This window comes from Streptomyces litmocidini, assembly GCF_014649755.1.
Classification (GTDB): Bacteria; Actinomycetota; Actinomycetes; order Streptomycetales; family Streptomycetaceae; genus Streptomyces; species Streptomyces litmocidini.
Genome location: NZ_BMTQ01000024.1, coordinates 9,164 through 33,754, shown reverse-complemented (window position 1 = coordinate 33,754; position 24,591 = coordinate 9,164). Strand labels below are relative to the sequence as shown.

The following is a 24,591-nucleotide window of genomic DNA, read 5'->3' as shown; positions in this document are numbered from 1 at the left end:
CGTATGGCCACCACGAAGGACGCCCGCACCGGACGATTGCGCGCGTGGATGCTGGAGGGCCTCTCCGACATGGGGAAGGGCAGGCCCTCCCGGCCCGTGGAGGCGGCGCCGGACGCCGGGCACCGGGGACAACGCTGGTGGCGGGTGATGTGCCTGACCGGTGTCGACTACTTCTCGACCCTCGGCTACCAGCCCGGCATCGCCGCCCTCGCGGCCGGGCTGCTCTCCCCCGTCGCGACGATCGTCCTGGTGATCGTCACCCTGGCGGGCGCCCTTCCGGTCTACCGGCGGGTGGCGGAGGAGAGCCCGCGCGGCGAGGGCTCGATCGCGATGCTGTCGCGGCTGCTGTCCTTCTGGCAGGGCAAGCTCTTCGTCCTCACCCTCCTCGGTTTCGCCGCGACGGACTTCCTCATCACCATCACGCTGTCGGCCGCCGACGCCTCCACCCACCTCGTCGAGAACCCCCATCTCGAATCGGCGCTGCACGACAAGCAGATGATCATCACGCTCGTGCTGATCGCCCTGCTGGGCGCGGTGTTCCTGAAGGGCTTCCTGGAGGCCATCGGCGTCGCCGTGGCCCTGGTCGGGCTCTACCTCGGCCTGAACGTGGTCGTCGTGGCCACCGGTCTGTGGCACGTCCTCACCGAGGGCCACGTGGTCACCGACTGGTCCGCGGCGCTGACCACGGAGCACGGCAACGTCTTCGCCATGGTCGGCGTCGCCCTGCTCGTCTTCCCGAAGCTCGCGCTCGGCCTGTCCGGCTTCGAGACCGGCGTGGCGGTCATGCCACACGTCCAGGGCGATCCGGACGACACCGAGGAGAACCCCGCCGGACGCATCCGGGGGACGAAGAAGCTGCTCACCACGGCCGCGCTCATCATGAGCGTCTTCCTGATCTGCACGAGCTTCATCACCACCGTCCTGATCCCGCAGAAGGAGTTCGAGTCCGGGGGCGACGCCAACGGCCGCGCGCTCGCCTACCTGGCCCACGAGTACCTGGGCAGCGCCTTCGGCACGGTCTACGACGTCTCCACGATCGCGATCCTCTGGTTCGCGGGCGCCTCGGCCATGGCCGGACTGCTCAACCTGATGCCCCGCTACCTGCCGAAGTACGGCATGGCCCCGCACTGGGCCCGCGCCGTGCGCCCCATGGTCATCGTCTTCACCCTGGTCGCCTTCCTGGTGACGTGGATCTTCGACGCCGACGTCGACGCCCAGGGCGGGGCGTACGCCACCGGCGTCCTCGTCCTGATCTGCTCGGCCGCCATCGCGGTGACCATCGCCGCGCGCAAGGCCGGGCAGAAGGGCTGGACGATCGGCTTCGGCGTGATCTCGGTGGTCTTCCTCTACACCACCGTCGTCAACGTCATCGAGCGTCCCGACGGCGTGAAGATCGGCGCCTGCTTCATCGCCGGCATCGTCCTCATCTCGCTCCTCTCCCGGCTCGGCCGCGTGTTCGAGCTGCGCGTCACCCACATCGAGCTCGACGAGACCGCCGAACGCTTCATCCAGGACATCTCCCGCCGCGCCCCGCGGTTCATCGCCAACGAACCGGACAATAGGGACGTCGCCGAGTACCGCGACAAGATCGAGCAGATCCGCGCCGACAACGACCTGCCGACCACCGAGGACTTCGTCTTCGTCGAGGTGACCGTCACCGACCCCTCCGAGTTCGAGGCCGGTCTGACCGTACGCGGCGAGGTCATGCACGAGCGGTACCGCGTCCTCACCGTCGAGTCCTCCTCCGTCCCCAACGCGCTGGCGGCCCTCCTCCTCCACGCCCGCGACCTGACCGGCGTCCGCCCCCACGTCTACTTCGAGTGGACCGAGGGCAACCCCTTCGCCAACTTCTTCCGCTTCTTCCTCCTCGGCCGGGGCGAGGTCGCCCCCACCACCCGCGAGGTGCTGCGCGAGGCGGAGCCCGACCGGGACCTCCGCCCCCGCGTCCACGTCGGCTGAGCCGGGGCGGCGATCTCACACCCCGTGCGACCGTCGCGTGCGGCGGGTGTAACCCCCGGTGCTCCTGAGGCGTGACGGACCGAAATTCGGTCTTCCTACGGTGCGGGGCATGGCAACTGGCTCGAACGACGGCGGTGTCCGCACCGTCTGCTCCTACTGCGGGGTCGGCTGCGGGATCGTCCTGGACGTGCGGCGGGACCCCGCCACCGGGCGCCGCCTCGCGGTGAAGGCGTCCGGGGACAGGGAGCACCCGGCCAACGCGGGCCGGCTGTGCACCAAGGGGGCGACGAGCGCGGACATGCTGGCGGCGCCCGGGCGGGCGGCGAAGGCGCTGGTCCGTCCCGAGCGGGGGGCGCGGCCGGTCGAGACGGACGTCGACGAGGCGATCGCGTCGGTCGCCGCCCGGCTGAGGGCGGTCGTGGACGAGCACGGGCCGGACGCGCTGGCGTTCTACGTGTCGGGGCAGATGTCCCTGGAGGCGCAGTACCTGGCGAACAAGCTGGCCAAGGGCTTCGTCCGCACCAGCAGGATCGAGTCGAACTCCCGGCTCTGCATGGCCTCCGCCGGCTCCGGCTACAAGCTGTCGCTGGGCGCGGACGGCCCGCCCGGCTCGTACGAGGACTTCGACCGGGCGGACGCGTTCCTCGTGATCGGCTCCAACATGGCGGACTGCCACCCGGTCCTGTTCCTGCGGATGATGGAGCGGGTCAAGGCCGGCGCCAAGCTGATCGTCGTCGACCCGCGCCGCAGCGCCACCGCCGACAAGGCGGACCTCCACCTGCCGATCAGGCCCGGCACCGACCTGGCCCTCCTCAACGGACTGCTGCACCTGCTCGTCGAGAACGGCCACACCGACGAGGAGTTCATCGCCGAGTTCACCGAGGGCTGGGAGCGGATGCCCGGTCTCCTCGCCGACCACCCGCCCGACCGGGTCGCGGAGGTCACCGGCCTCGCCGAGGACGACATCCGGCGGGCCGCCCGGTGGATCGGCGAGGCCGGCGCCTGGACGAGCTGCTGGACGATGGGCCTGAACCAGTCCGTCCACGGCACCTGGAACACCAACGCCCTGGTGAACCTGCACCTCGCCACCGGCGCGATCTGCCGCCCCGGGGCGGGCCCCTTCTCGCTGACCGGCCAGCCCAACGCCATGGGCGGCCGCGAGATGGGCTACATGGGGCCCGGCCTTCCCGGACAGCGCTCGGTGCTCGTCGACGAGGAACGCGCCTTCGTCGAGCGGCTGTGGGACGTCCCGGAGGGCTCGCTGCGGACCGAGGCCGGGGGCGGCACGATCGAGATGTTCGAGCGGATGGCCGCGGGAGAGATCAAGGCCTGCTGGATCATCTGCACCAACCCGGTCGCCTCCGTCGCCAACCGGAAGACCGTCATCGCCGGTCTGGAGGCCGCCGAACTCGTCGTCGCGCAGGACGTGTTCGCCGAGACGGAGACGAACGCGTACGCCGACGTCGTCCTCCCGGCGACGCTGTGGGCGGAGTCCGACGGCGTCCTGGTCAACTCCGAGCGGAACCTCACCCTCGTCCGGGGCGTCGTCGACCCGCCGGGCCAGGCGCTGCCCGACTGGGAGCTGATCGCCCGGGTCGCCCGAGCCATGGGGTTCGCCGACGCCTTCGCGTACTCCTGCGCCGAGGAGGTCTTCGAGGAGCTCAAGCGGGCGTGGAACCCCGCGACCGGCTGGGACCTGCGGGGCGTCACGTACGAACGGCTGCGCGCCGCACCGGTCCAGTGGCCGGCCCCGGCGGCCGACGGCCCGGACCGCAACCCGATCCGCTACCTCAACGACGGCGTCAGCCAGACCCTCCTGGAGCGCGCCGACGGCACCCGCCCCCGGCTGGCCTTCCCGACCGCGAGCGGACGCGCCCGCTTCTTCGCCCGACCGCACCTGCCGGCCGCCGAACTCCCGGACGCCGAATACCCGTTCGTCCTCAACACGGGCCGGCTCCCGCACCAGTGGCACACGATGACGAGGACCGGCAAGGTCCCGAAGCTCGCCAGGCTCCACCCGGGGCCGTTCGTGGAGGTCCACCCGGAGGACGCCGGGGCCCTCGGGATCGCGGAGGGCGACCCCGTGGAGATCGCCTCCCGGCGCGGGCGCGCCGTCCTGCCCGCCGTGGTCACCGACCGGGTCCTGCCGGGAACCTGTTTCGCGCCCTTCCACTGGAACGACCTGTTCGGCGAGTACGTCAGCGTCAACGCCGTCACCCACGACGCCGTCGACCCCGTCTCCTTCCAGCCCGGGTTCAAGGCCTGCGCGGTCGCCCTCACCAGGACGGCCGCGCCCGTGACGACGCAGGCCCCCGGGGCGGGGACCGGATCCGCGCCGGCCGCCGCGGATCCCGCGCCCGCCGCCGCGGGCCCCGTCCCCGTCACCGCGGGCCCCGTCCCCGCCGCCGCCGTGGATCCCGTCCCCGCGCTCGCCGCGCTGTTCGGGATCGACGACCTCGCCCCCGTACCGCTCGCCGGACCGGAGCGCCGCTACCTCGCCGGCTACCTCTCGGGACTCGCCCTCGCCCCGCCCGACGGGAGCGTCCCGGTGCTGCCTCCCGAAGCACCGCTCGCCCCGGAGCCCGCCGCCTGGGTCAACGGGGTGCTCGCCGGCATGTTCTCCCGTACGGCCGCGCCCGCGGCGGCTCCCCCCGGGGCGCCGGAGCCCCCCGGCCGCCGGCTGCTCGTCCTGTGGGCCTCGCAGACCGGTACCGCGGAGGAGTTCGCCGCCACCGCCGCCGCGCGCCTGGCCGCGGCCGGCCGGGCCCCCGAGCTGCTCCCCATGACGGACGTCGAACCGGCCCGGCTCGGCCCCGGCACCGACCTCCTCGTCGTCACCAGCACCTTCGGCGACGGGGACGCGCCCGACAACGGCGCCGGCTTCTGGAAGGCGCTGTCCGCCCCGGACGCCGCTCGGCTGGACGGCGTCCGGTACGCGGTGCTCGCCTTCGGCGACACCGCCTACGACGACTTCTGCGGCCACGGCCGGCGCGTCGACGAACGGCTCGCCGCGCTCGGCGGCACCCGCCTGGCCCCCCGTACGGACTGCGAACCCGACTTCGAGGAGGCGGCCGAGAGGTGGTTCGGCCAGGTCGTCTCGGCCCTGGACGCGGGCGGGGAACGGCCGGCCGCCGCGCCCGCGCGCGCCGCTGCCGTCACCACGCTCACCACGTCGCCGCCCGCCCCCGCCAAGGCCTCGCCCTTCGCCACCCTCCTCGTCGGCAACAGACTGCTGAGCCTGCCCGGTTCGCAGAAGGAGGTGCGGGAGTTCGCCTTCGACACCCGGGGCGGCGAGCTCGCCTACGAGGCCGGGGACGCCCTCGGGGTGTGGCCGGTCAACGGCGCCGGGCTCGTGGCCGAATGGCTGGCACTCACCGGCCTCGACCCCGCCGGCCCCGTGGACCCGGGGGACGGGACCCCGCTCCCCTTCGAGGAGGCCCTGCGCACCCGCCTGGACGTCACCCGCATCACCACCGGGCTGCTGAGGTTCCTGGCGGCGCGCACCGGCAGCCAGGAGCTGAAGCGGCTGCTGCGTCCGGACAACAAGGAGGCGCTGGCGAAGTGGAGTTGGGGCCGGCAGGCCGCCGACGTGGTCGCCGCGTTCCCCGTCCGGGCCTCCGCCGAGGAGTGGGCCGCCGCGCTCGGGCGCCTGCGGCCCCGCCTGTACTCGATCTCCTCCAGCCCCCTCGCGCACCCGGGGGAGGTGCGGCTCACCGTCTCCGTGGTCCGCTACACGAACGACCTCGGCCGGGACCGCAGGGGCGTGTGCTCGACGTATCTGGCCGACTGCGCCGACGACGGCCCCGTGCAGGTGTTCGTGCGGCGCTCGCCGGGCTTCCGGCCGCCCGCCGACCCCTCGACGCCCATGGTCATGGTCGGTCCGGGCACGGGCGTGGCCCCGTTCGTCGGCTTCCTCCAGGACCGGCTGGCCCGTGGCCACACCGCCCCGAACTGGCTGTTCTTCGGCGAGCAGCACGAGGCCACGGACTTCTACCACCGCCGGGAGCTGGAGGGGTACGTGGACTCCGGCCATCTCGACCGGCTGGACCTCGCCTTCTCGCGCGACCGGCGGAACAAGGTGTACGTCCAGGACCGGATGCGGGAGAACGGCGCCCGGCTGTGGCAGTGGCTCCGGGACGGCGCCCACTTCTACGTGTGCGGTGACGCGGAGCGCATGGCCAAGGACGTCGACCGGGCCCTCAGGGACGTCGTCGCCGCCCACGGCGGCATGGACGCCGACGAGGCCGCCGCCTACGTCAGACGGCTCGCCACGGACAGGCGTTACGTCCGGGACGTCTACTGACGGGGCCGGTCAGGGCAGCTGGGCGAGCTGGATGAGGTTGCCGCAGGTGTCGTCGAGGACCGCGACGACGGCCGGTCCCGCCTCCGTGGGCTCCTGGGCGAAGCGGACCCCGAGGGCGCTCAGCCGCTCGTACTCGGCGCGGACGTCGTCGACGGCGAAGGAGGTGGCCGGGATGCCGTCCCGGCGCAGGGCCTCGGCGTACGCCTTGGCGGCGGGGTGCGCGTCGGGTTCCAGGAGCAGTTCGGTGCCCTCGGGGGCTTCCGGCGAGACGACGGTCAGCCAGCGGTAGTCGCCCAGGGGGACCTCCGTCTTCTTCACGAAGCCGAGCTTCTCGGTGTAGAAGCGGAGTGCCCTGTCCTGGTCGTCGACGAAGACACTGGTGACGTGGATCCGCATGGCGTTCTCCTCCGGGGTTCCGGCCCGGGCCACCGCGTCACGGCGCCCCGGGGGTTCGGTGTCCGGCCACGTAACCACTCGCCCGACGCCCCGGGGAAACCCGACACGCCCGGTGCGGCGGCGTGTGCCGGAGGGGCGGAGGACGTCGAGCGGGACGAAGGGGCGGGCGCCCGGGGCCTTCACAGGATTCGGGCCCGCGCAGCCTCACGTCCGGGACCTCGGCGCGTCGGCCTCACAGCCCGGCGCGCCGGGGGCGAAGCCGTGCTCGATCGTTCTCACGCCCGAAGCAGCGCTCGAGTTCATCCAGGTCGTAGAACTTGCTGCCCTTGGACACCGGAACGCACCCCTGCTTGAAAGCGGTCTCCTTCTCGTTGTGAAGCATCCGCACGAGATAGGTGTCGCCCTTGCGGAAGACGTCCCACTGGATGTTCGCGCCCAACGGGGACACGGACGCGCCGCGCCAGGGATTGCCGGCGTACGTGTACGGCTGCTCGGCGGTGGCGGCTTCCGTGCTCCCCGGCAGCCCCAGCAGCGCGGCCAGCGGAATGATCTCCTCGGCGTGCGTGAAGCGCAGTTCCGCTCCGAGGTCGCTCGTTCCGTCCCGTTTGGCCTCCACCTTCTCGAAGAGGTCGTCGAGCAGGACATCGGCCATCCTGTAGGTGATGTCGCTGTCGGTGAAGCCCGGACCCTTCTGATAGAAGTCCTCGGCGTCGCTCAGGTACCCGAACCAGGCGGCGTCGCCGGGCGAGACGTACCGTTCCATGCCCCAGCCCTTGCCGTCGGGGCTCTCGTTCCTCATCGCCGGAGCGATGCCGTACAGGTTGTAGACGGCCTCGGCGGCGTCGACGTCGCTTCCGACGGAGGGGAAGTCGCCGTCGGCGATGCGCTGCACGAAGGCGGGCTTGAAGAGCTTCCCGAGGACGCTGCGGGCGGCGGCGTGGGTCGCGGGCTGGTCGGTGATGCTCTTGAGGGTTTTCGCGAGCCGCTCGTCGTGGGCGATGTAGTCCCGGTAGGCGGCGCCGCCGGCCGCCTTGTGGAAGTAGAGCAGGTCCTTGTCGGTGCGGGTCGCGCCGATGAGCGGCGCGAGGTCCGGGTCGGTGGCGGCGAGGGCGGCGGTGAAGGCCTTCCCGCTGTCGACGGCCCGCGTCTGCCCGGAACTGACGACGTCGATCTTCTCGTTCTGCTCGGCGATCCGGGCGAACAGCTCCGGCAGCCGCTGCTCCATGCGCGTGGCCGTGCCCTGCATCTCCTGCTTGCCGCGCCCGCTGAGGTTGCCGTACCCCACCTTGGCCATGGCGTCGAGCAGGGATCGCACGAGGGGACCGAACTCGCTTCCCCGCCTGGTGAGTTGTCCCTCGCTTGCGGCCTTCTCCCAGAGGGCGAGGATCAGGTCGCCGTCCTCGCTGTCGCTCGCGGCGCGCGAGCCGTGCCGGGAGACGTTCTCGGTGAGGACGGGGGTGAAACCGGCGGGGGCGTGCTGGTAGGTCCGCGGGTTCTGCTGGGGGGTGTACGGGGCCTTGGTCCCGTAGCTGTCGGCGTGCGCGGTCCGCTCCGCGGTGGCGTGGGCGGGCGGGGCGGTGGCCAGGAGTGCGCAGAACCCCAGGGCGAGGGCGGGGGTGACGGAACGTCTCATGGGCGCATCGTCAGCGGTGGACGTGAACGTCGGGTGGCCTTGAGGTGGCACCCGGAGGGTGTCGAGGGGTCCTGTGCCTCGCTCAGCGGGTCGGCGGCCGGCGCCGTTGCCTCCACGCGGTCACCCCGTGCGGCGGGGACGACGGCGACGAACCGTTCCGTCGTCAGCGGGGAAAGGTCGATGCCGTCTCGCTCCTCGGCGTCCCGCACGATCCCGACGTCGGCCGTGCCCCGCTCCGGGCCGCCGGGACATCGACGGTGAAGCCGTCGTGCCGTTCGATCCGGACGTCCGGGCGGCGGCGGGAGAAGGCACGGATCCGTTCGCTGACGATCGCGGTGGCGGAGGTGGTGAAGGCGTCGTCCGGGCGGCCGGCCTCGCCGCGCCCGACACGGCCGGCCTCGCCGAGGTCGGCCGCCAGACGGCCCAGGAGGTCGCTCGCCCGTGGCTGGAACGTCGCTCCCGCCTCCGTGAGGCGGACGCTCCGGGAGGTCCGCCGGAACAGCTCCCCCTCTCCGGCCTCTCGGCCGACCGGCTCGGGGCGGTGCCGGTGACCCCGCCCCCACCAGGAGCGCGGGCCCGGCCCGGGGCCGGGCCCCGCCCGACGGCCGCGGCCTGGTGCCGTGTCCGGATGGTCCACCGTGGCCGGAAGGCGGCTCGTGGGACGAGCGCACGCGAAACGGCTGGTATTACTGGGGCATGCAGGAAGAGACCGCACGCGCCGCGATCGACACGTTCATCTCCGCGTTCAACGCCTCGGACGACAGCTATGTGACTGCCCTGCTCTCCCAGGCCCTGGCCCCGGACGTGGTCTTCTGGGGGCCGTTGGGCCGCAGCGAAGGAATCGAGGCGGTCGAGCGGTTCGTGCTGGACATCCGGCGCCACCCGGCGGGGACGGGCACGATGGTGCGCTGCTCGGCGGTGGACATGCCTGACGAATGGGCCCGGTACCAGTGGGTCTTCACCACGCCCGACGGAGGCCCCCGCCTGGCGGGGACGGACGTCGTCCACCTGCGACGGAGCCTCATCGACCAGGTCATCGTCTTCGCGGGGGAGATCGAGCCGTTCGCCTCCTGAGTCGTGCTTCCGCCGCCGCCCTTCCCCCGATCCCGTCCCGTCGGCGTTCGGGGCCGCCGTTCGCGGTCGGTCGGGCCGCGGTGTCCGCCCCGCCGGAGAACGACGGCCGCCGCCGGTCGGAGCCGGGCCGACCGCGCCGCTGCGGCAGGCGCGCTCCCGCCGGGACCAGGCGCTTCGGGTGACCGTCCGGCACGGCGTACACGACCCGGCGGCCCTCCTTGCGGGTCGTGACGAGCCCGCCGAGGCGCAGTTCGGCGAGGTGCCGGCCGACGGCCGGACGTGCGGCCCCGCACGCCTCGGTCAGGGCGCCGACGTCGGCCTCGCCCCGGGTGGGCGGCCACACCGGAGGGAGTCGGGGCGGGTCGGCGAGCAGGCCGGACACCTCGTCCGCCGCCGCGAGTTCACGTGCCCCGGGGTCCGCTCGCGCGGACGGGCGGCTACGGGTTCCACGGGCGCGGGCCCGGATGCGGACATGCGCCCACCGTGCCCGGGAAACGGGTGGGGGCTCCCGGCGGTCCCGGCCGGGAGCACGGCGTCACGAACCCGTCGCCCCGGGCCGGGCCACGGCACGGCGGCCCTCGCGGACCCGGGCCGGGTCACGGCCCGAGGGGCCGGCGGCTCCGGCCCGGACCGCGGCCCGGCGGGTCGGCCGGTCCCCGGGGTGCCGGGGGCCGGGGGCCGGCCGGGGTCAGAGGCGCAGTTCCTTCGCCTCGAAGCGGCCCTCGCCGAGGACCAGGACGAAGGAGACCTGCTGCCCCTCGGAGACCGTCCGCTGCGCGCCCTCGATGTCCTCGGCGCTGAAGTACACCTGTTCCTCGGAGCCCACGGGGACGACGAAGCCGTACCCGCCGAGTCGGTTGAAGGACTGCACGAACCCTGTGCTCCTGCCTTCCACTGCGACCTCCTCGTCGTCGCCGTCGACGCGGTCGGGGGTGTCCGGCCCGTGGCCGTTTCCGCGTCTCAGGGGAGGTGTACCCCGTCGGCCGGCCCCTCGCCACCGCCGCCGGGTGCACGGAGCAGCCCGACGATCTCGTACAATATTCAACAGAGGCCCGTTGCCGGATGTCCCCCGTGTCCGACGGCGGGCCTCGCCCCTTTCCCGACCGCCGGCCCGCCGACCACCGGCCCGCCGGGCGCGGGGCGCACCTCAGGCGCGGCCGCCCGGGTGGGCGATCCGTGCCGTGATCCTGGCGATGCGCCGGGCCGACTCCTCCGGCGAGGCCACGGGCTGGACGATGTGGCTGACGGTGAGCCGCACGATCGTCTCGACGGCGAGCCCCCGGGACTCCTCGTCGACGTCGGGCCAGGCCTCGGCCGCGTACGCGTCGAGCATCGCCATCGCCGTGCCGAAGACCGGCTCCGGGCGGGTCGTGAGGTAGGCGAGGAGGTCGTCCTCGCCGCCGCGCGCCGCGAGCAGGACGCTCTTGACGAGGGGGTTGTCCACGGCCTGCTGGAGCGTGTAGCCGACGCCCGCCGCCGCTGCCGCCTCCAGCTCGCCCCGATGCGCGTCGAGTTCCCGCTGGATCCCCACGAGGAAGCCCTCCAGCTCGCGCTGGACCAGGGCGTTGCCGATGGCCTCCTTGGAGCCGAACTCGTTGTAGAGCGTCTGGCGGCTGATGCCGGCGGCCCGCGCGATGGCGGCCATGCGCAGCCCGCCCCAGCCGTCGGCGGCGACGAGCCGGTAGGCGGCGTCGAGCACCTGCTCGCGCAGGAGGGACCGAACACTCTCGCGGAAACGTGTCATCGTGCCCCCACTTTATCCACCGGTCACTGTCCAGGGCATTGACGTTCCACTGCCGATCCGTCTATGAACTGGACAGTAGGCAAGCGAAGTGTCCACCTCTCCGAGGAGCCGGTCTTGGCCCTGCACAGCGACGCCCCCGAAGCCCCCGCCGCCTGGCGCGACCCCAAGCGCTGGCTCTGGTTGCTCGGCCTGCTCATCCCGGCCTTCCCCTTCCTCTCCTGGGGACTGGTGAACGCCACCGGGCTCCGCGTCTTCTGGTGGACCGGGATCCTCGTCCTGTACGTGGTCTTCCCGGTCGTCGACCACCTGATGGGCAAGGACTCCGCCAACCCTCCGGACAGCGCGATCGCCCACCTGGAACAGGACCGTTACTACCGGTGGTGCACCTACCTCTACCTCCCCCTCCAGTACGCCGGCCTCGTCCTCGGCTGCTGGCTGATCACCCGGGGCGACCTCGCCCCCGTGGACAGGATCGGGCTGACGTTCACCCTCGGCGGGGTCGCCGGCATCGCCATCAACACCGCCCACGAGCTGGGACACAAGGCGGAGGCCCTGGAGCGCCGGCTCTCCCGGATCGCGCTCGCCCAGACCTGGTACGGCCACTTCTACGTCGAGCACAACCACGGCCACCACATCCGCGTCGCCACTCCCGAGGACCCGGCGAGCGCCCGGCTCGGCGAGAGCTTCTGGCGCTTCCTGCCCCGGACCGTCCTCGGCAGCCTCGCCTCGGCCTGGCGGCTGGAGAAGCGCCGGCTCGCCCGCCGGGGCCGGTCCGCGTGGAGCCCGCGCAACACGGTCCTCGGCTCCTGGGCGCTGTCGTTCGCGCTCTTCACGGGGCTCGCGCTCGCCTTCGGGCCGGGCGTCCTGCCGTACCTCGCGATCCAGGCGGTCTTCGGCTTCTGCCTGCTGGAGGTCATCAACTACACCGAGCACTACGGCCTCAAGCGGGAGCGCACCGCGAGCGGACGGTACGAGCGGTGCGCCCCGCGCCACAGCTGGAACAGCGACAACGTCGCCTCGAACGTCTTCCTCTACCACCTCCAGCGGCACAGCGACCACCACGCGAACCCCACCCGGCGCTACCAGTCGCTGCGCCACTTCGACGAGGCCCCCGAGATGCCGACGGGGTACGCGGGGATGATCGTCCTCGCGTACGTGCCCCCGCTCTGGCGCCGCGTCATGGACCCCCGGGTCCTGGCCCACTACGACGGGGACGTGACCCGGGCGAACCTCCAGCCGTCCCGCCGGGCCCGCCTGCTCGCCCGGTACGGGGCGACGGCCGGCTGACCCCCCTCACTCCGGCCGCTTCGTCAGCCACGGCGCGGCGGCCGCGAGGAGGGCGGTCACGCCGAGGGGGATCGTCGGGCCGGGAACGGGGGCGAAGTGCGGGGAGTGGTTGGCGGGGACGGTGTCGGGAAGGCCGTCCTCCAGGAGGGAGTCGGGGTCGACGTCCGCGTACAGGGCGGGGTCGGCGCCGCCGAAGTGCCAGAAGACGGAAGGGGCGCCGAGGGCGGTCCCGAAGACGCCGAAGTCCTCGCTGCCGGTGATCGTCCGGGAAAGGGTGAAGACGTGTCCCTCGCCGAGGGCTTCGGTGAGGGCGGCCTGGACGACGGCGGTGGCGGAGGCGTCGTTCACGGTGACCGGGAAGGAGTTGAGCGGGACGATCTCGGGCTCCTTCGGGGCGCCCGAGGCGGCGGCCTCCGCACGGACGATCCGCTCGACGGCGGCGAGGATCCGGTCGCGCACCGCCGGAGTGGTCGAGCGGATGTTGACCTTCAGTTCGGCGGTGTCCGGGATGATGTTCTCCTTCGTCCCGGCGTGCAGCGATCCGACGGTCACGACCGCCGTCTGCGAGGCTCCGATCTCCCGGGAGACCACGGTCTGCAGCCGCATGACGACCGCGGCCGCCATCACCACGGGGTCCACGGCCGTCTCGGGCGTGGAGCCGTGGCCGCCGCGCCCGAAGAGGGTCACCCGGAAGCTGTCGGACGCGGCCATCACGGGACCCGGCCGGGTGCCGAGGAAGCCGACGGGGGCCGGGGCGACGTGCTGGGCGAGGCACACCTCGGCGCGCGGGAAGCGGTCGAGGAAGCCGTCCTCGATCATGGCGGGCGCGCCGCCGACCTCCTCGGCGGGCTGGAAGACGGCGACGACGGTGCCGCGCCAGGCGTCCCGGTGGGCGGCGAGCCGGTCGGTGGCGCCGAGCAGACAGGTGACGTGCATGTCGTGCCCGCAGGCGTGCATGACGGGCACCTCGTGGCCGTCGGGGTCGGTGCCGGTCGCGGTGGAGGCGTAGGGCAGTCCGGTCTCCTCCTTGACGGGGAGGGCGTCCATGTCGGCGCGGAGCAGCACGACGGGGCCGGGGCCGTTGGCGAGGACGCCGACGACGCCGGTGCGGCCGACGCCCTCGGTGACCTGCCAGCCCTGCGCGCGGAGCCGCTCGGCGACGACGCCCGCGGTGCGGAACTCCTGGAACGACAGCTCGGGGTGGGCGTGCAGGTCCTCGTAGAGGGCGCGCAGGTCGGGCAGGCGGGCGTCGAGGCCGGAGAGGAGGGGGGCGAGTGCCGTGTCGGCGGTCATGCGAGGGCTTCCTTTGCGGTGCGGGAGGGGAGGGGGGCGCGGTCGGCGGCCGCACGGAAGGCGTCGGCGTCCTGCGGGGTCAGGCACGCCATGACGGCGGCGATCACCGCGCCGAGGACGAGGAAGCCGAAGGCGACGTGGAAGGAGAAGGCGTCGGCGAGCGCGCCCATGACGGGCGGGGCGACCATGCCGGCGATCTGGCCGCCGAGGATGACGACGGCGCTGCCGACGCCCACGTACTCCGAGGCGAGGCCGGCGAGGGGGACGGCGAAGATCGGCATGTACGCGAGGGAGGCGGCGAAGACGGCGACGGTGCCGAGGACGACGAAGCCGGTGAGGGACGGCGTGTTCGCCATGAGGAGCAGGGCGACGGCGGAGACGGTCATGCCGGGGACGACGATCAGGCGGTGCCGGCCGCCGAGCCGGTCGGAGAGCCGTCCGCCGAGGACGGTGGCGAGCGCGGCGCCGAGCGCGGGGACGGCGACGAGCGCTCCGGCCTCGGTGAGGGAGACGCCGTGCTCCTCGCTCAGGTACGAGGGGACCCAGGTGTTGAGGCCCCAGATGATGGTGTTGTAACCGCACATCATGAGGGCGAAGCGCCACAGGACGCCCTTGCGCAGGACGGCGCGGAGGGCCGGCCGCGGGACCTCCGCGTCTTCCGTGCGGGGCAGCGGGGCCGGGAGCAGGAGGCGTACGGCGACGAGGGCGAGGACCCCGAGGGCGGCGGTCGACCAGAAGGCCGAGCGCCAGCCGAAGGCGGCGACGAGCGGGGCGACGGCGAGGGGCGTGAGGACGGCGGCCAGGGCGTTGGAGCTCATCACCGCCCCGTTGGCGCTGCTGCGCTCCTCGGGCGGGGTGCGCTCGACCAGGACCTTCATGGAGGCCGGCGGGAAGACGCCTTCGGCGACGCCGAAGGCGAAGCGCAGGGCGAGCAGGACCGCGAACGACCAGGCGAAGCCGGTGAGGGCGGTGAAGACCGACCACGCGAGCAGCGCCCAGAGGGTCACCCGCCGGCCGCCGAAGCGGTCGGCGAGCAGGCCGCCGGGGATCTGGCAGAGGGCGTAGGCGAGGAAGAAGGCGGAGACGACGAGGCCCTGCCGCGTGCGGTCGAGGTCGAACTCGGCGCCGATGGACGGCAGGACGAGGTTGATCACGAGCCGGTCGGCGTAGTCGACCAGCCAGGCCGCGAAGAGCAGGACGACCGTGAGCCGGACGGTCCTGCGGTGCGCGGACGGCACCGCAGTGAGCGGGGGAAGGGGTGGAGCAGGCACGGTACTCCTCTCACCGGTGGCCGGAACACTGGTGGTCCGGCCGGAAGTGCCCCTACGATCCGGTCCGTGAGCGAGGTCCCCCCGGAATTGCCGGAAAGCGTCTTCGGAAGCGCCGTTCCGCCGGTTTCCCGCACCGGAGGCTCCACGGCGGCCTTCTCCGAGCTGGATCTGGCGCTGGTCGACGCCCTCCAGGCCGCCCCCCGGGCTCCGTGGACGCGGATCGGGCGGGCCCTCGGCGTGAACCCGACCACGGCCGCCCGGCGCTTCGAACGGCTCCGCGCCGAGGGGCTCGCCTGGGTCACGGCGTACGACGCGGCGAAGACGGCCACGGTCGCCTACGTGGAGGTGCGGTGCCGGCCGCGCGCCTTCGACCGGGTGAGCGCGGCGGTCACGGCGCTGCCGTGGGTGTTCAGCGTCGACGAGACGGCCGGGGACTTCGACCTGTTCCTCTCCGTCGCCGCCCCGGACCTGCCGTCCCTGGGCCGCGCGGTGCACACCGGGATCGGCGGGCTGCGCGGCGTCCGTTCCACCCGGACCCGGCTCGGCATGACGCTGTACGGGGAGGGGCGGGACTGGCGGATGCGGGCGATGAACCCGGCGGAACGGGCCGGGCTCGGCGAGCCGGGCGCCGTCGCCCGGCCCCGGACGTACAGCACGCACCTGCACGCGCGCCCCGCGCCCGGGGACCAGGCGCTGGTGACCGCGCTGGGTGCCGACGGGCGGCTCGGGTACGGGGAGCTCGGCGCGCTCACGGGCATGAGCGAGCACACCGCGCGGCGCCGGCTCCAGCGCCTGATCCGCGACGGGGACATCACCTTGCGCTGCGACCTGGCGCACCCGCTGGCGGGGCTGTCCACGATGGTGATCTACCGGACGTCGGTGCCGCACGCGCTCCTGGAGCGGACGGGCAACGCGCTGGCCCGCCTCGAACAGGTGCGGATGTGCGTCTCGGTCAGCGGTCCGTACAACCTGCTCGTGCTGGTCTGGCTGCACGGGCTCGGGGCGGTGGACCCCTTCGAGGCGCAGCTCGCGGAGCGCTTCCCGGCCCTTGAGGTGCGGGACCGGACGGTGGCCCTGCACTCCCCCAAGCGCATGAGCTGGCTCCTCGACGAGCACGGTCGGGCCACGGGCCGGGTCGGACTGGGGCTGCCCGGACTCTGAGGCGCCGGACCGGGGGGAGGGAGGGTGCCACGGCGCGCCGCCGCTCCCGTCGGCCCCGGTCGGGGGTGGGCCGGGGAGCCGGCGGTGCGCCGTGGCACCGGCCGGGAGACCCGTGAGGGGTCAGGAGGCGATGCTCGGGCCGGGGGCGGTGGCCCCGCCGCCGAGGACACCGCCGCCGAGGACACCGGTGTCGAGCGCGCCGCCGCCGAGCGCACCGGTGTCGAGCGCACCGGCCTCGATGACGTCGTCGTCGAGCGCATTGCCTTCGAGGACGTTGCCTTCGAGGACGCCGACCGCGGGTGCGGCCGGGTGGACGGCGCGGCCGAGGGCGGTGGCCTGGCGGAGCGTCTCCGTCAGGTTCTGCCGGTCGACGGCGGGCCGGGTGTCGTGGCGGCCCAGGATCAGGGAGGCGTTCCAGCGCATCCGCGGCACGCCGGGGAGGGGGCGCAGGCCACCGGCCTCCTCGTGGTCGGCGGCGAGGGCCGTGGGGAGCATGGCGCAGCCGAGGCCCGACTGGGTGGCGGCGCGGACGCCCGCCATGGAGCCGAGTTCGTGGATCTCGGGCGGGCTGTCGCAGCGGAGCCGGAGAAATTCGGGGAGCCAGCGCTGGGAGGGGCAGTCGGGGTCGGCGATGACGACCTGCCGGCCGTGGCCGCCGGGGCGCCGGCCGGTGCCGGTGACGGGGACGAACTCGACTTCCTGGAGCCGGATCTCCGTCAGGTCGTCGGAGCGCTCGGCGTACGGCTGGTCGCCCAGCAGGTCGGCCGGGTCGTCGGCGTCGACGGTGGTGAGGACGAGCGCGCCGTCGATCGCGCCGGCCCGGAAGGCGTCGTGGACCTCGGCCGTCCCCATGATGCGCAGGGCGAGCTGGACGCCGGAGAGGAGCCGCCGCCCGACGTGGGTGACCCGGGCGAGCTGCTGCCCGTACGCGAGGGCGGGGACGATGCCGATGGTGAGGCGCGGCGGGTTGGCCGCGGGCCGGCGCAGGGCCGTCTCCATCTCGCCGACGAGGGTGAGGATCTGGCGCGCGTAGTCGCGCAGGACGGTTCCGGCGCGGGTGAGCCGGACGCCGTTGGGGAGCCGCTCGAAGACGGGCTCGCCCACCTGCCTCTCCAGGGCACGCATCTGTGCCGTGACGCTGGACTGCGAGTATCCGAGGCGTCGCGCCGCCTGGGTGAACGACCCGGTGAGCGTCACCTCTCGGAAGGTCCGAAGGGTTCTTGCGTCGATGTCCACGTGAATTCCCCCCTGCCGCGCGGGCGGCAGTCCGCACCAGGTGGTTGGTCGTCCACCCGCTTCGATCGCCCCGGTCGGTCGGCCGTACAAGCCGCAGGGGTGCCGGTCGCGTCCTCGCGCCCGGCACCCCTGCTCGGCCGCGAAGGACTCTACTCGGCGAGCTGGGCCGGGACCAACGGAAAGTCCAAGTCCGGCTGCGCAACGTGATTGAAGAAGTTCGACAGCACGTTGAGCGCGACGTGGCCGACGATCTCGGCGATCTCGGCGTCGGTCACGCCGGCGGCGCGGGCGTCGGCGAGGGCCTCGTCGGTGACGCGGCCGCCGGTCGCCATGACGGCGCCGGTGAACCGGAGGACCTGGTCCATGTGCGGGTCGCCGGCGTCGCCGCCGCGGCGGGTGTCGAGCAGTTCCTGCTCGCTCAGGCCGACCTTGCCGCCGCGCAGGGTGTGTGCGGAGACGCAGTACGTGCAGTCGTTGCGCTGCGCGATGTAGAGCGCGAGCTGCTCGCGCTGCCGGGCGCTGAAGCTGCCGCCGACGAGGGCCTCGCGCATGGCGAGGTAACCGCGGAGCGCGGCGGGGCCGTTGGCGAGGGAGGCGTACAGGTTGGGCAGCTTGCCGAGCTGCTTGAGGGTGCCTTCGAGCAGCTCGCGCTGCTCCTCGTCGGCGGTCTCGACGGTCAGCTGGGGCAGACGGGGCATGGCGCTCTCCTTGAGCCGGAACAAGACGGAACTGATCGGTACCATCGAGACGGTACCGATCGGTTCCGTCTGGCGCAACGGGAGTGCGCGGCTCCGCCCTTCGCATCGGAATCCCTGATACGGAACCGAGTGGTACCGTCTGGTATGGCCACGAACGCGAAAGAACGGCTCCTCGGCGCGGCGGAGCGTCTGTTCTACGAAGAGGGGATCCGGGCCGTCGGGATCGAACGGATCCTGTCCGAGTCCGGAGTCGGCCGCGCCTCCTTCTACCGCCACTTCCCCAGCAAGGACGACGTCGTCGTCGAGGTCCTGCGGCGGCGCGACGGCATGTGGCGCGCCTGGCTCGACGGCCGGATCGCGGCCAGCGAGCGCTCCCCCGAGGAGCTGCCGCTCGCGCTCTTCGACGGACTCGCGGAACGGTTCTCCGCCGCCGAGTTCCGCGGCTGCGCCTTCATCAACACGATGGTCGAGACGGCCGACCCCGACAGCCCGGCGCACCACGTGGCCGCCGAGCACAAGGAGAAGGTCATCGCGGTCCTCGACCGGCTGCTCACCGAGGCCGGCTACCGCGACCACGAGCCCCTGGCCCGCCAGTTGGCCCTGCTCGGCGACGGCGCGATCGTCACCGCCGTGCGCGAGGGCACGCCGGAGGCGGCGGTACGGGCCGGGGCCGTGGCCGAGGTCCTGCTGCGGGCGGCGGCCCGGGAACCGGTCAGGACCTGACGGCCCCGGACCCCGGGCGCAGTTCGCCGCGCCGCACCTTGCCCGAGCGGGTGCGGGGCAGGCGGGGGACGACGTCGACGCCGCGCGGGACGAAGACCGGCGCGAGCCGTTCCGCGGCGAGGGCGACGAGTTCGGCGCCGACCCGCCGGTGCCGGGCGGCGGGCGGCTCCGCCCCGTCCGGCACGGCTCCGGGAAGCGCCCCGCCGGCCGGCCCCGGCCGGTCCGCACCCGCGCGGGAGACCCCGTGGAGTCCCCCGTGGAGCTCCACCACCGCGTACGGCGCCAGGCCGCCGCCCGGATCGGGGCAGGGGATCACCGCCGCGTCGGCGACCTCCGGGTGGGTGCGCAGGACCGCTTCGATCTCCGGCGGGGAGACCCGGTGGCCGTGGGACTTGAAGACCTCGTCCATCCGGCCGAGCAGCCGGATGGAGCCGTCCGCGCACCGCTCGCCCCGGTCACCCGTGCCGTACAGACCGCCGGCGAAGGCCTCCGCCGTGCGTCCGGGGAGGTCGGCGTAGCCGCGCATGAGGCCGGGCGGGCGCTCCGTCAGGTCCACGCACACCTCTCCCGACTCGCCCCGCTCCCCCGTCTCCGGATCCCGCAGCACGATGCGGTAGCCGGGCAGCGGATGCCCCAGCGGGGCGAGCGGCTCGGGGCCGCCGGGGGCGCGGCCGATGAGGGCGGTCGCCTCGGTCTGGCCGTACCCGTCCCGTATCCGCACTCCCCAGGCGGCCTCCACGTGCCGCACCGTCTCGGCGGTCAGGGGCTCCCCGGCGGCCGTCGCCTCGCGCAGCCGGGGAGCTCCCGCTCCCCCGGTAACGTACGGGAGCATCGCCCGCCAGGCGCTGGGCGGCGCGCAGAGACTGGTGACGCCGCGGTCGGCGAGGAGCCGGGGCAGGACGGCCGGCGGGAGGCCGCCGTCCGGGGGCGCGAGGACGGTCGCCTCCGCCGCCCAGGGCACGAAGAAACTGGACCAGGAGTGCTTGGCCCAGCCGGGCGCGGAGAGGTTGAGGTGCCGGTCGCCGGGGCGGAGCCCGCTCCAGTACAGACTGGACAGGTGCCCGACGCCGTACCCGGCGTGGCTGTGCTCGACGAGCTTCGGCAGGGAGGTCGTGCCGGAGGTGAAGTAGCAGAAGGACGGATCGGTGGCGCGGGTGGGCCCGTCCGGGACGAAGGGCCGTCGGCCGGGGCCCCGCGTGTCGGGGTACGGGGACCAGCCGGGCCGGGCGGGGCCGGACGGCCTCCGGGTCCCCGCGGCGGCGCGCGACGCCCCCGGGCCCCCAACGGCCCCGTCGGCTCCGGGCGCGGTCCCGGGCTCCGCACCGGATCCGTCGGCTCCCGGCGCCATCCTCAGCCCCGGCACCGGCAGGTCGTCCAGCAGCGGGACGAGGTCGGGGGCGCAGACCACGTGCCGGACGCGGCCGCGGGTGATCCGGTCGGCCGCCTCGTCCCGGGTCAGGTCCTGGTAGGCCGGGACGACGACCGCGCCGAGCTTGACGCAGCCGAGCAGGGTCTCCCAGAGTTCGGTCCTGCTGCCGAGCAGGACGAGGACGCGGTCGCCCCGGGCGACCCCGTGCTCCCGCAGGGCGTTCGCCAACGCGCTGGAACGCGCGGAGAGTTCGGCGAAGGACACCCGGTCCGCGAGGGGGACGGAGCCGTCCGGGGCCGGGCGGCCGAGGAGCTCCAGGGCCGGCCGGCCGTTGCCCTCGGCGATCACGTCGAACCAGTCGAGGGCCCAGTTGAAGTGTTCGGCGCGCGGCCACCGGAAGGCGGCGACGGCCGCCTCGCGGTCGCCGCGCAGCCGGAGCAGCAGGTCGCGGGCGGCCCGGTACTCCCCGTGGGCGGGCGTACGGACGGCACTCACGCGGCGCCGCCTTCCAGGAGGGCCGCCGCGATCGCGTCCGCGTCCCGGGTGAAGGAACCCCAGGGCCCCGGCCGGCCGCTGCCGACCTGGGTGAACCAGCGGGTGTGCTCGCTGGGGATCCCCAGCACGTGCGTGCTGGTGTCCACCGAGCCGTCGGCCCGCACCGGGTGGAACGGCGAGTCGGTGCAGTCGAGGCCGCCGGTGGCGAACTCCCCGGCTCCCTCGGCCGCGTTGGTGAAGGTGCGGATCTCGCCGTCCACCATCAGGCCCCGGATCAGCGGGTCCCGGTCCGCGGCCAGGTCGGTGCCCGGCACCCGGGCGTCGACGAGGACGTCGAGCGCCGCCCAGGAGTTCTCGACCTGCGCGGACTCCACCGCGAACCGGCCCTCGACGGGATCGGCCTCGAAGCGGGCGCCGGGGCCGACCGGTTCGAGGATCCCGGCGGCGAGCAGGGCGAGGAACTGCTCCGAGCGCAGCTGCGGAGGTCCGGTCGAGACCATCGCGGCGACGGGGCCGAACTCCGCGAGGAACCAGCGGTGCGAGTCGGGGGTGAGCCCGCCGAAGTCGACCACGGTACGGATCGTCTGCCGGACGTCCCGCAGCACGTCGGCGGCGGCCTTGAGAGGACCGTCGGCGTTCCCCCGGCGGGCCTCGGCCAGGTCGGCGCGGAGCCACTCGGTGAGCACCTTGTGGTACTCGGCCGAGGAGCCGAAGCGCCGGCCTGCGAACGGGCGGGCGAGCGCGTCGAGTCCGGTGAGCGGCCGCGGGTCGACCCGGGGGCCGTAGTCGGCGGCGAGCCGTTCCAGGAGCCGCGGGCGCGGATCGGCGCGGCCGGCGAGGAGGGCCGCGCCCCGCTCGGTGAACTCCTCGGCCGCGGCCGGGCCGTGGGCCCGGCGGATCCGGGTGGCGAGGAGCACCAGGTTCACTTCGGCGAGCAGCCAGGGCAGGACGGTCCGCTCGAAGTCGAGCGGCGCCCCGGCCGCCCTCAGCGCGGCCATCCGCTCGGGGGTGAAGAGCCGGGCGCGGTAGCGGTGTTCGGGGCCCTTCTGGTTGGCGCCCCGGGTGAGCAGCGGCACTCCTCCGCGCGAACCGGCCAGGATCCGGGGCTCCTTGCCGCTGGGCAGGTAGAGCAGTCCGTCCTGGCCCTCGGTGAAGCCGCCGCCGCGGCCGAGGGTCAGCTCGGCGAGGACGTCGTAGAAGGTGAGGCCCATGCCGAGGATGCCCACGCTCGCGCCGGCCGGGATCTCCGCGAGCGGCATCTCGCTCGCGGAGCCCCCGGCCACGTAGCGGACGGGCCGGGCGGGGGTGCTGTGCTCCCGGGCGAACCGCTGCCAGGCGCGCTGGTCCGGGTCGAGTTCGGTGAGGGGGTGCCCGGTGGCGAGGACGAGCCGGTCGACGGTGAGGACGTCGCCGCGGTCGAGCCGCAGCCGGTGCGCACCGCCGTCCGCACCCGCACCGCCGCCCGGACCCGCCGCGCCGCCCGGACCCGCCGCGCCGCCCGGACCCGCCGCGCCGTCCGGACCGGCCCCGGCCCGCGCCCGGTCGGCGGCCGGGTCCCGGTCCGCGCAGACCACCCGGGCCGGGACCCGATGGACGGTGAGCCGGGGCGGCAGGGTCTCCTCGATCCGCGCCATCACGTACGTCAGGTAACGGCCGTAGACGGCGCGGGGCGCGTACCCGTCGGGTTCGGCACCCGCCGGGTCGTCCTCGGCCCACCACTCGCCGAGGGTGGGCCCGGCGCCGGGCCGGTGGGGTCCGCCGTCGGCGGGCCCGGAGAACATGGTGACCTCCTGCGCCGGGGTGTTCATGAGGAACCGGGGCGACTGGTCCGTGCGCCAGATCCGACCGGCCCCCGCCTCGTACGGATCGATCGCGAACACCTCCACGGGCCGCGCGGGCGGCTCCTCGGCGCAGCGGGCGGCGAGCCGCTCCAGTACGGACAGGCCGCGCGGACCCATGCCGACGAACCCGACCCGGAGGGGCGGGGCGGCCGGCGGCGGGGCGGTACGGGGTGCCGGGTCGGGGGTGGGCCGGGTCGCCGCCGCGCGGTCGTGTTCGCGGGCGACGCGGCCGAGCACGCCGGAGAGCTGTCGCGAGGTCATCGGAAGGGTCCTCCTGCTGGTGGTGAGCAGCGGCAGCGCGCCCAGGTCGGTCCACCGCAGGCGCCCGTCGGGCGCGACGGTGGACCGGACGGCGCCCCGGTTGTCCGGGTGCAGGCAGAACGGCACGTCGAGGAGGCCCCGGTCGAAGGCCTTCAGGAGGGCGGTGCCGGGGTCGTCGGAGAGCCCGAGGACGGCGGTGATCAGGGCGCGGGCCTCGGTGTACGTCTCCTCGGCGTCCGCTCCCCCGCCGGCCGGGGTGCCGTGGGCGGTGCGGGCCGCTTCGGCGGCGATCCGCAGGGCGGTCAGGTTCTCGTGGACGGTGGGGATGCGGTGCGCCTCGGTCTCGGTCTTCACGATGAGGCGCTGCGCCCCGCCGCGTACGGCCAGTTCGGCGCTGCGGCGGAGCAGCAGCCGGGCGCCGGGCACGGTCTTCGGGTACACGCCCATGTACGTGTAGAGCACGAGGTGGCGGTCGACGGCCGGCGGCAGGAACTCGTCGGCGAGCTTCCGCAGCGCGGCGAGGGCGCCCGCGTCCTGGCCGGGGTGGGTCTGCTGGGCGTAGCTGAGGGAGACGCTGGTCGCGCCGTGGGCCGTGAAGAAGAGGCATTCGAGGACCGAGACGGCGACGAGCAGCGAGGGCGGGCAGAGCTGGCCGAGGAGGCAGCCGCCGAAGGATTCGAGGTGGGCCCGGCGGCCGTGCCGCCGGCTCTCCTCCGTCAGGAACCGGACGGAGTCGCGCCAGGCGGCGACGGATTCGGCGAGCGGGGTGCGGCCGTAGGGCAGGCAGTACGAGACGGGGCCGCCCTCGGAGGCGGTGAGCCCGGCGGCGGCCATGGTGCGGAAGATGGCCATCGGGTCGGCGGAGCCGTGCCGGACCTGGACGGGGACGGCGCGCCCGGCCGCCGCCGCGACCCGCGCGCCGGTCCTCGGTCCGTGGCTGACCAGGGGGAAGCCGTTGAGGGGGTGTCCGGCGCGGAGGGCGGCGGTGGCGGCGGCGTGGTCGCCGACGCGGGTGTAGCTGTCGATGGTGAGGGTGGCGACGGTCCGTTCGGGCAGGGCGGCGACGGCGGCGACTCCGCGGGCCATCTCCTCGGGCCCGGCCATGCCCATGCGGGGCTGGACGACCAGTTCGCCGGCGGCGGCCGCGTCCCGGACGAAGGCGCCGAGGTCGCCGGGGGCGAGCGGGGGCGGGGACGGGGTCGGGGCTGAGGTGGTCAAGCCGCGGCCCGCCCGGTACACGCGCCGTCGAGGCCGGCGAGCAGGCGCAGCAGCGCGGTAAGCGGGGTGCCGTCCTCGTACACCTCGTCGTATCCCGCGTCGAGGAGTTCGGCGGTGCGGGCGGCGGCGCCCTCCGGGGAGATGCCGAGGAGCCCGCCGATGACCATCGGGACGGAGCGGGTCCGGTCGTCGGCGCGCAGGGCGCGGGCGGCCCGCAGGCCGTCCTGGTGGCCGTGGCCGTTGACGGAGGAGAGGACGACGAGGTCGGGGCTCGTCATCCGGACGGTGTCGACGAGCAGTCGCTCGGGGACGCAGGGGCCGAGGTTGAGCACGGAGTGCCCGTGCTCCTCCAGGAACAGCTGGAGGTGGACCAGGTTCCAGGTGTGGGCGTCGGAGGAACCGGTGGTGAGGAGGACCCGGCGGGAGGGCTGGGGACTGCGCAGGGACTGAGGCCGTGCGGACGGTGTCATGGCGTCTCTCTCCGGAAGGGGGTGCGGGTGGAGGGGTGCGGGAGGCGGGGCGGGTGCGGGTGCGAGGGGCGGGTGCGAGGGGCGGGTGCGGGTACGGGTGGCGAGGGGCGGGTGCGGGTACGGAACGAGGCCGCCGGGCCTGCGCGAAGCGCCCGGTGG

17 protein-coding genes are annotated in these 24,591 nt (G+C 74.3%); 6 read left to right on the top strand and 11 right to left on the bottom strand.

Features of this window, described 5'->3' with window-relative positions; genetic code table 11:
- The first annotated feature begins 3 nt into the window (after positions 1 to 3).
- Positions 4 to 1,959, top strand: coding sequence for an APC family permease (locus IE180_RS33220; RefSeq protein WP_190160664.1), 1,956 nt, complete (start codon positions 4 to 6; stop codon positions 1,957 to 1,959).
- Between the two features lie 109 nt (positions 1,960 to 2,068).
- Entirely contained in the window at positions 2,069 to 6,262 is a 4,194-nt protein-coding gene (locus IE180_RS33215) for a bifunctional nitrate reductase/sulfite reductase flavoprotein subunit alpha (RefSeq protein WP_190160663.1), read from the top strand.
- 9 nt (positions 6,263 to 6,271) lie between these two features.
- Here the strand turns inward: IE180_RS33215 and IE180_RS33210 are convergent, their stop codons facing one another.
- Together IE180_RS33210 and IE180_RS33205 are read right to left on the bottom strand one after the other, a co-directional pair.
- A complete protein-coding gene (locus tag IE180_RS33210; RefSeq protein WP_190160662.1) occupies positions 6,272 to 6,658 on the bottom strand; it encodes a VOC family protein in 387 nt (128 codons plus the stop codon).
- 232 nt (positions 6,659 to 6,890) lie between these two features.
- Positions 6,891 to 8,291: a histidine-type phosphatase gene (locus tag IE180_RS33205; RefSeq protein ID WP_190160661.1), complete on the bottom strand. Its 1,401-nt coding sequence runs from the start codon at positions 8,289 to 8,291 to the stop codon at positions 6,891 to 6,893.
- Positions 8,292 to 8,987: 696 nt separating this feature from the next.
- Here IE180_RS33205 and IE180_RS33200 point away from each other — a divergent pair.
- Positions 8,988 to 9,365 carry a nuclear transport factor 2 family protein gene (locus IE180_RS33200; RefSeq protein ID WP_190160660.1) on the top strand — a complete coding sequence of 126 codons (378 nt, stop codon included), beginning with the start codon at positions 8,988 to 8,990 and terminating at the stop codon, positions 9,363 to 9,365.
- Between the two features lie 688 nt (positions 9,366 to 10,053).
- Here IE180_RS33200 and IE180_RS33195 read toward each other — a convergent pair.
- Both IE180_RS33195 and IE180_RS33190 read right to left on the bottom strand, forming a co-directional pair.
- Complete coding sequence (locus IE180_RS33195; RefSeq protein ID WP_190160659.1) at positions 10,054 to 10,236, bottom strand: cold-shock protein; 183 nt, start codon at positions 10,234 to 10,236, stop codon at positions 10,054 to 10,056.
- Positions 10,237 to 10,512: 276 nt separating this feature from the next.
- Positions 10,513 to 11,109 (bottom strand): TetR/AcrR family transcriptional regulator, encoded by a 597-nt coding sequence (locus IE180_RS33190; RefSeq protein ID WP_190160658.1) that lies wholly within the window; start codon positions 11,107 to 11,109, stop codon positions 10,513 to 10,515.
- 114 nt (positions 11,110 to 11,223) lie between these two features.
- Here IE180_RS33190 and IE180_RS33185 point away from each other — a divergent pair, with 114 nt between their 5' ends.
- Positions 11,224 to 12,396 carry an alkane 1-monooxygenase gene (locus IE180_RS33185; protein WP_229861165.1) on the top strand — a complete coding sequence of 391 codons (1,173 nt, stop codon included), beginning with the start codon at positions 11,224 to 11,226 and terminating at the stop codon, positions 12,394 to 12,396.
- A gap of 6 nt (positions 12,397 to 12,402) precedes the next feature.
- Here the strand turns inward: IE180_RS33185 and IE180_RS33180 are convergent, their stop codons facing one another.
- Positions 12,403 to 13,689: an amidohydrolase gene (locus tag IE180_RS33180; RefSeq protein ID WP_190160656.1), complete on the bottom strand. Its 1,287-nt coding sequence runs from the start codon at positions 13,687 to 13,689 to the stop codon at positions 12,403 to 12,405.
- Positions 13,686 to 14,960 carry an MFS transporter gene (locus tag IE180_RS33175; RefSeq protein WP_229861164.1) on the bottom strand — a complete coding sequence of 425 codons (1,275 nt, stop codon included), beginning with the start codon at positions 14,958 to 14,960 and terminating at the stop codon, positions 13,686 to 13,688. The genes IE180_RS33180 and IE180_RS33175 overlap by 4 nt, the downstream gene beginning before the upstream one ends.
- A 66-nt stretch (positions 14,961 to 15,026) precedes the next feature.
- On the opposite strand from IE180_RS33175, the gene IE180_RS33170 reads away from it, so the two are divergent.
- On the top strand, positions 15,027 to 16,121 hold the full coding sequence (locus tag IE180_RS33170; RefSeq protein ID WP_229861163.1) for an Lrp/AsnC family transcriptional regulator: 1,095 nt from the start codon (positions 15,027 to 15,029) through the stop codon (positions 16,119 to 16,121).
- Positions 16,122 to 16,241: 120 nt separating this feature from the next.
- Here IE180_RS33170 and IE180_RS33165 read toward each other — a convergent pair whose 3' ends face one another.
- Both IE180_RS33165 and IE180_RS33160 read right to left on the bottom strand, forming a co-directional pair.
- The gene (locus tag IE180_RS33165; protein WP_190160655.1) at positions 16,242 to 17,357 is read right to left on the bottom strand and encodes a LysR family transcriptional regulator; all 1,116 of its coding nucleotides are present in this window, start codon (positions 17,355 to 17,357) and stop codon (positions 16,242 to 16,244) included.
- A 149-nt stretch (positions 17,358 to 17,506) separates the two neighbouring features.
- Entirely contained in the window at positions 17,507 to 18,055 is a 549-nt protein-coding gene (locus tag IE180_RS33160; RefSeq protein WP_229861161.1) for a carboxymuconolactone decarboxylase family protein, read from the bottom strand.
- A 144-nt stretch (positions 18,056 to 18,199) separates the two neighbouring features.
- Here IE180_RS33160 and IE180_RS33155 point away from each other — a divergent pair, with 144 nt between their 5' ends.
- On the top strand, positions 18,200 to 18,778 hold the full coding sequence (locus IE180_RS33155) for a TetR/AcrR family transcriptional regulator (RefSeq protein ID WP_190160653.1): 579 nt from the start codon (positions 18,200 to 18,202) through the stop codon (positions 18,776 to 18,778).
- On the opposite strand, the gene IE180_RS33150 is transcribed toward IE180_RS33155, so the two are convergent.
- The 3 genes from IE180_RS33150 to IE180_RS33135 are packed head-to-tail and all read right to left on the bottom strand — an operon-like array spanning position 18,768 to position 24,432.
- A complete protein-coding gene (locus IE180_RS33150; RefSeq protein WP_190160652.1) occupies positions 18,768 to 20,642 on the bottom strand; it encodes an acetate--CoA ligase in 1,875 nt (624 codons plus the stop codon). The two genes, IE180_RS33155 and IE180_RS33150, sit on opposite strands and share 11 nt — an antisense overlap.
- Positions 20,639 to 23,962: an FAD/NAD(P)-binding protein gene (locus IE180_RS36920; RefSeq protein ID WP_229861160.1), complete on the bottom strand. Its 3,324-nt coding sequence runs from the start codon at positions 23,960 to 23,962 to the stop codon at positions 20,639 to 20,641. The genes IE180_RS33150 and IE180_RS36920 overlap by 4 nt, the downstream gene beginning before the upstream one ends.
- Positions 23,959 to 24,432: a cobalamin B12-binding domain-containing protein gene (locus IE180_RS33135; protein WP_190160651.1), complete on the bottom strand. Its 474-nt coding sequence runs from the start codon at positions 24,430 to 24,432 to the stop codon at positions 23,959 to 23,961. The genes IE180_RS36920 and IE180_RS33135 overlap by 4 nt, the downstream gene beginning before the upstream one ends.
- Positions 24,433 to 24,591 lie beyond the last annotated feature (159 nt).

Excerpts from the sequence above, each read along its gene's own strand:
- IE180_RS33135 (WP_190160651.1), bottom strand. The coding sequence starts at position 24,432 with ATGACACCGTCCGCACGGCCTCAGTCCCTGCGCAGTCCCCAGCCCTCC.
- IE180_RS33205 (WP_190160661.1), bottom strand. The coding sequence starts at position 8,291 with ATGAGACGTTCCGTCACCCCCGCCCTCGCCCTGGGGTTCTGCGCACTC.
- IE180_RS33200 (WP_190160660.1), top strand. The coding sequence starts at position 8,988 with ATGCAGGAAGAGACCGCACGCGCCGCGATCGACACGTTCATCTCCGCG.
- IE180_RS33215 (WP_190160663.1), top strand. The coding sequence starts at position 2,069 with ATGGCAACTGGCTCGAACGACGGCGGTGTCCGCACCGTCTGCTCCTAC.
- IE180_RS33220 (WP_190160664.1), top strand. The coding sequence starts at position 4 with ATGGCCACCACGAAGGACGCCCGCACCGGACGATTGCGCGCGTGGATG.
- IE180_RS33180 (WP_190160656.1), bottom strand. The coding sequence starts at position 13,689 with ATGACCGCCGACACGGCACTCGCCCCCCTCCTCTCCGGCCTCGACGCC.
- IE180_RS33155 (WP_190160653.1), top strand. The coding sequence starts at position 18,200 with ATGGCCACGAACGCGAAAGAACGGCTCCTCGGCGCGGCGGAGCGTCTG.
- IE180_RS33190 (WP_190160658.1), bottom strand. The coding sequence starts at position 11,109 with ATGACACGTTTCCGCGAGAGTGTTCGGTCCCTCCTGCGCGAGCAGGTG.
- IE180_RS33210 (WP_190160662.1), bottom strand. The coding sequence starts at position 6,658 with ATGCGGATCCACGTCACCAGTGTCTTCGTCGACGACCAGGACAGGGCA.
- IE180_RS33160 (WP_229861161.1), bottom strand. The coding sequence starts at position 18,055 with ATGCCCCGTCTGCCCCAGCTGACCGTCGAGACCGCCGACGAGGAGCAG.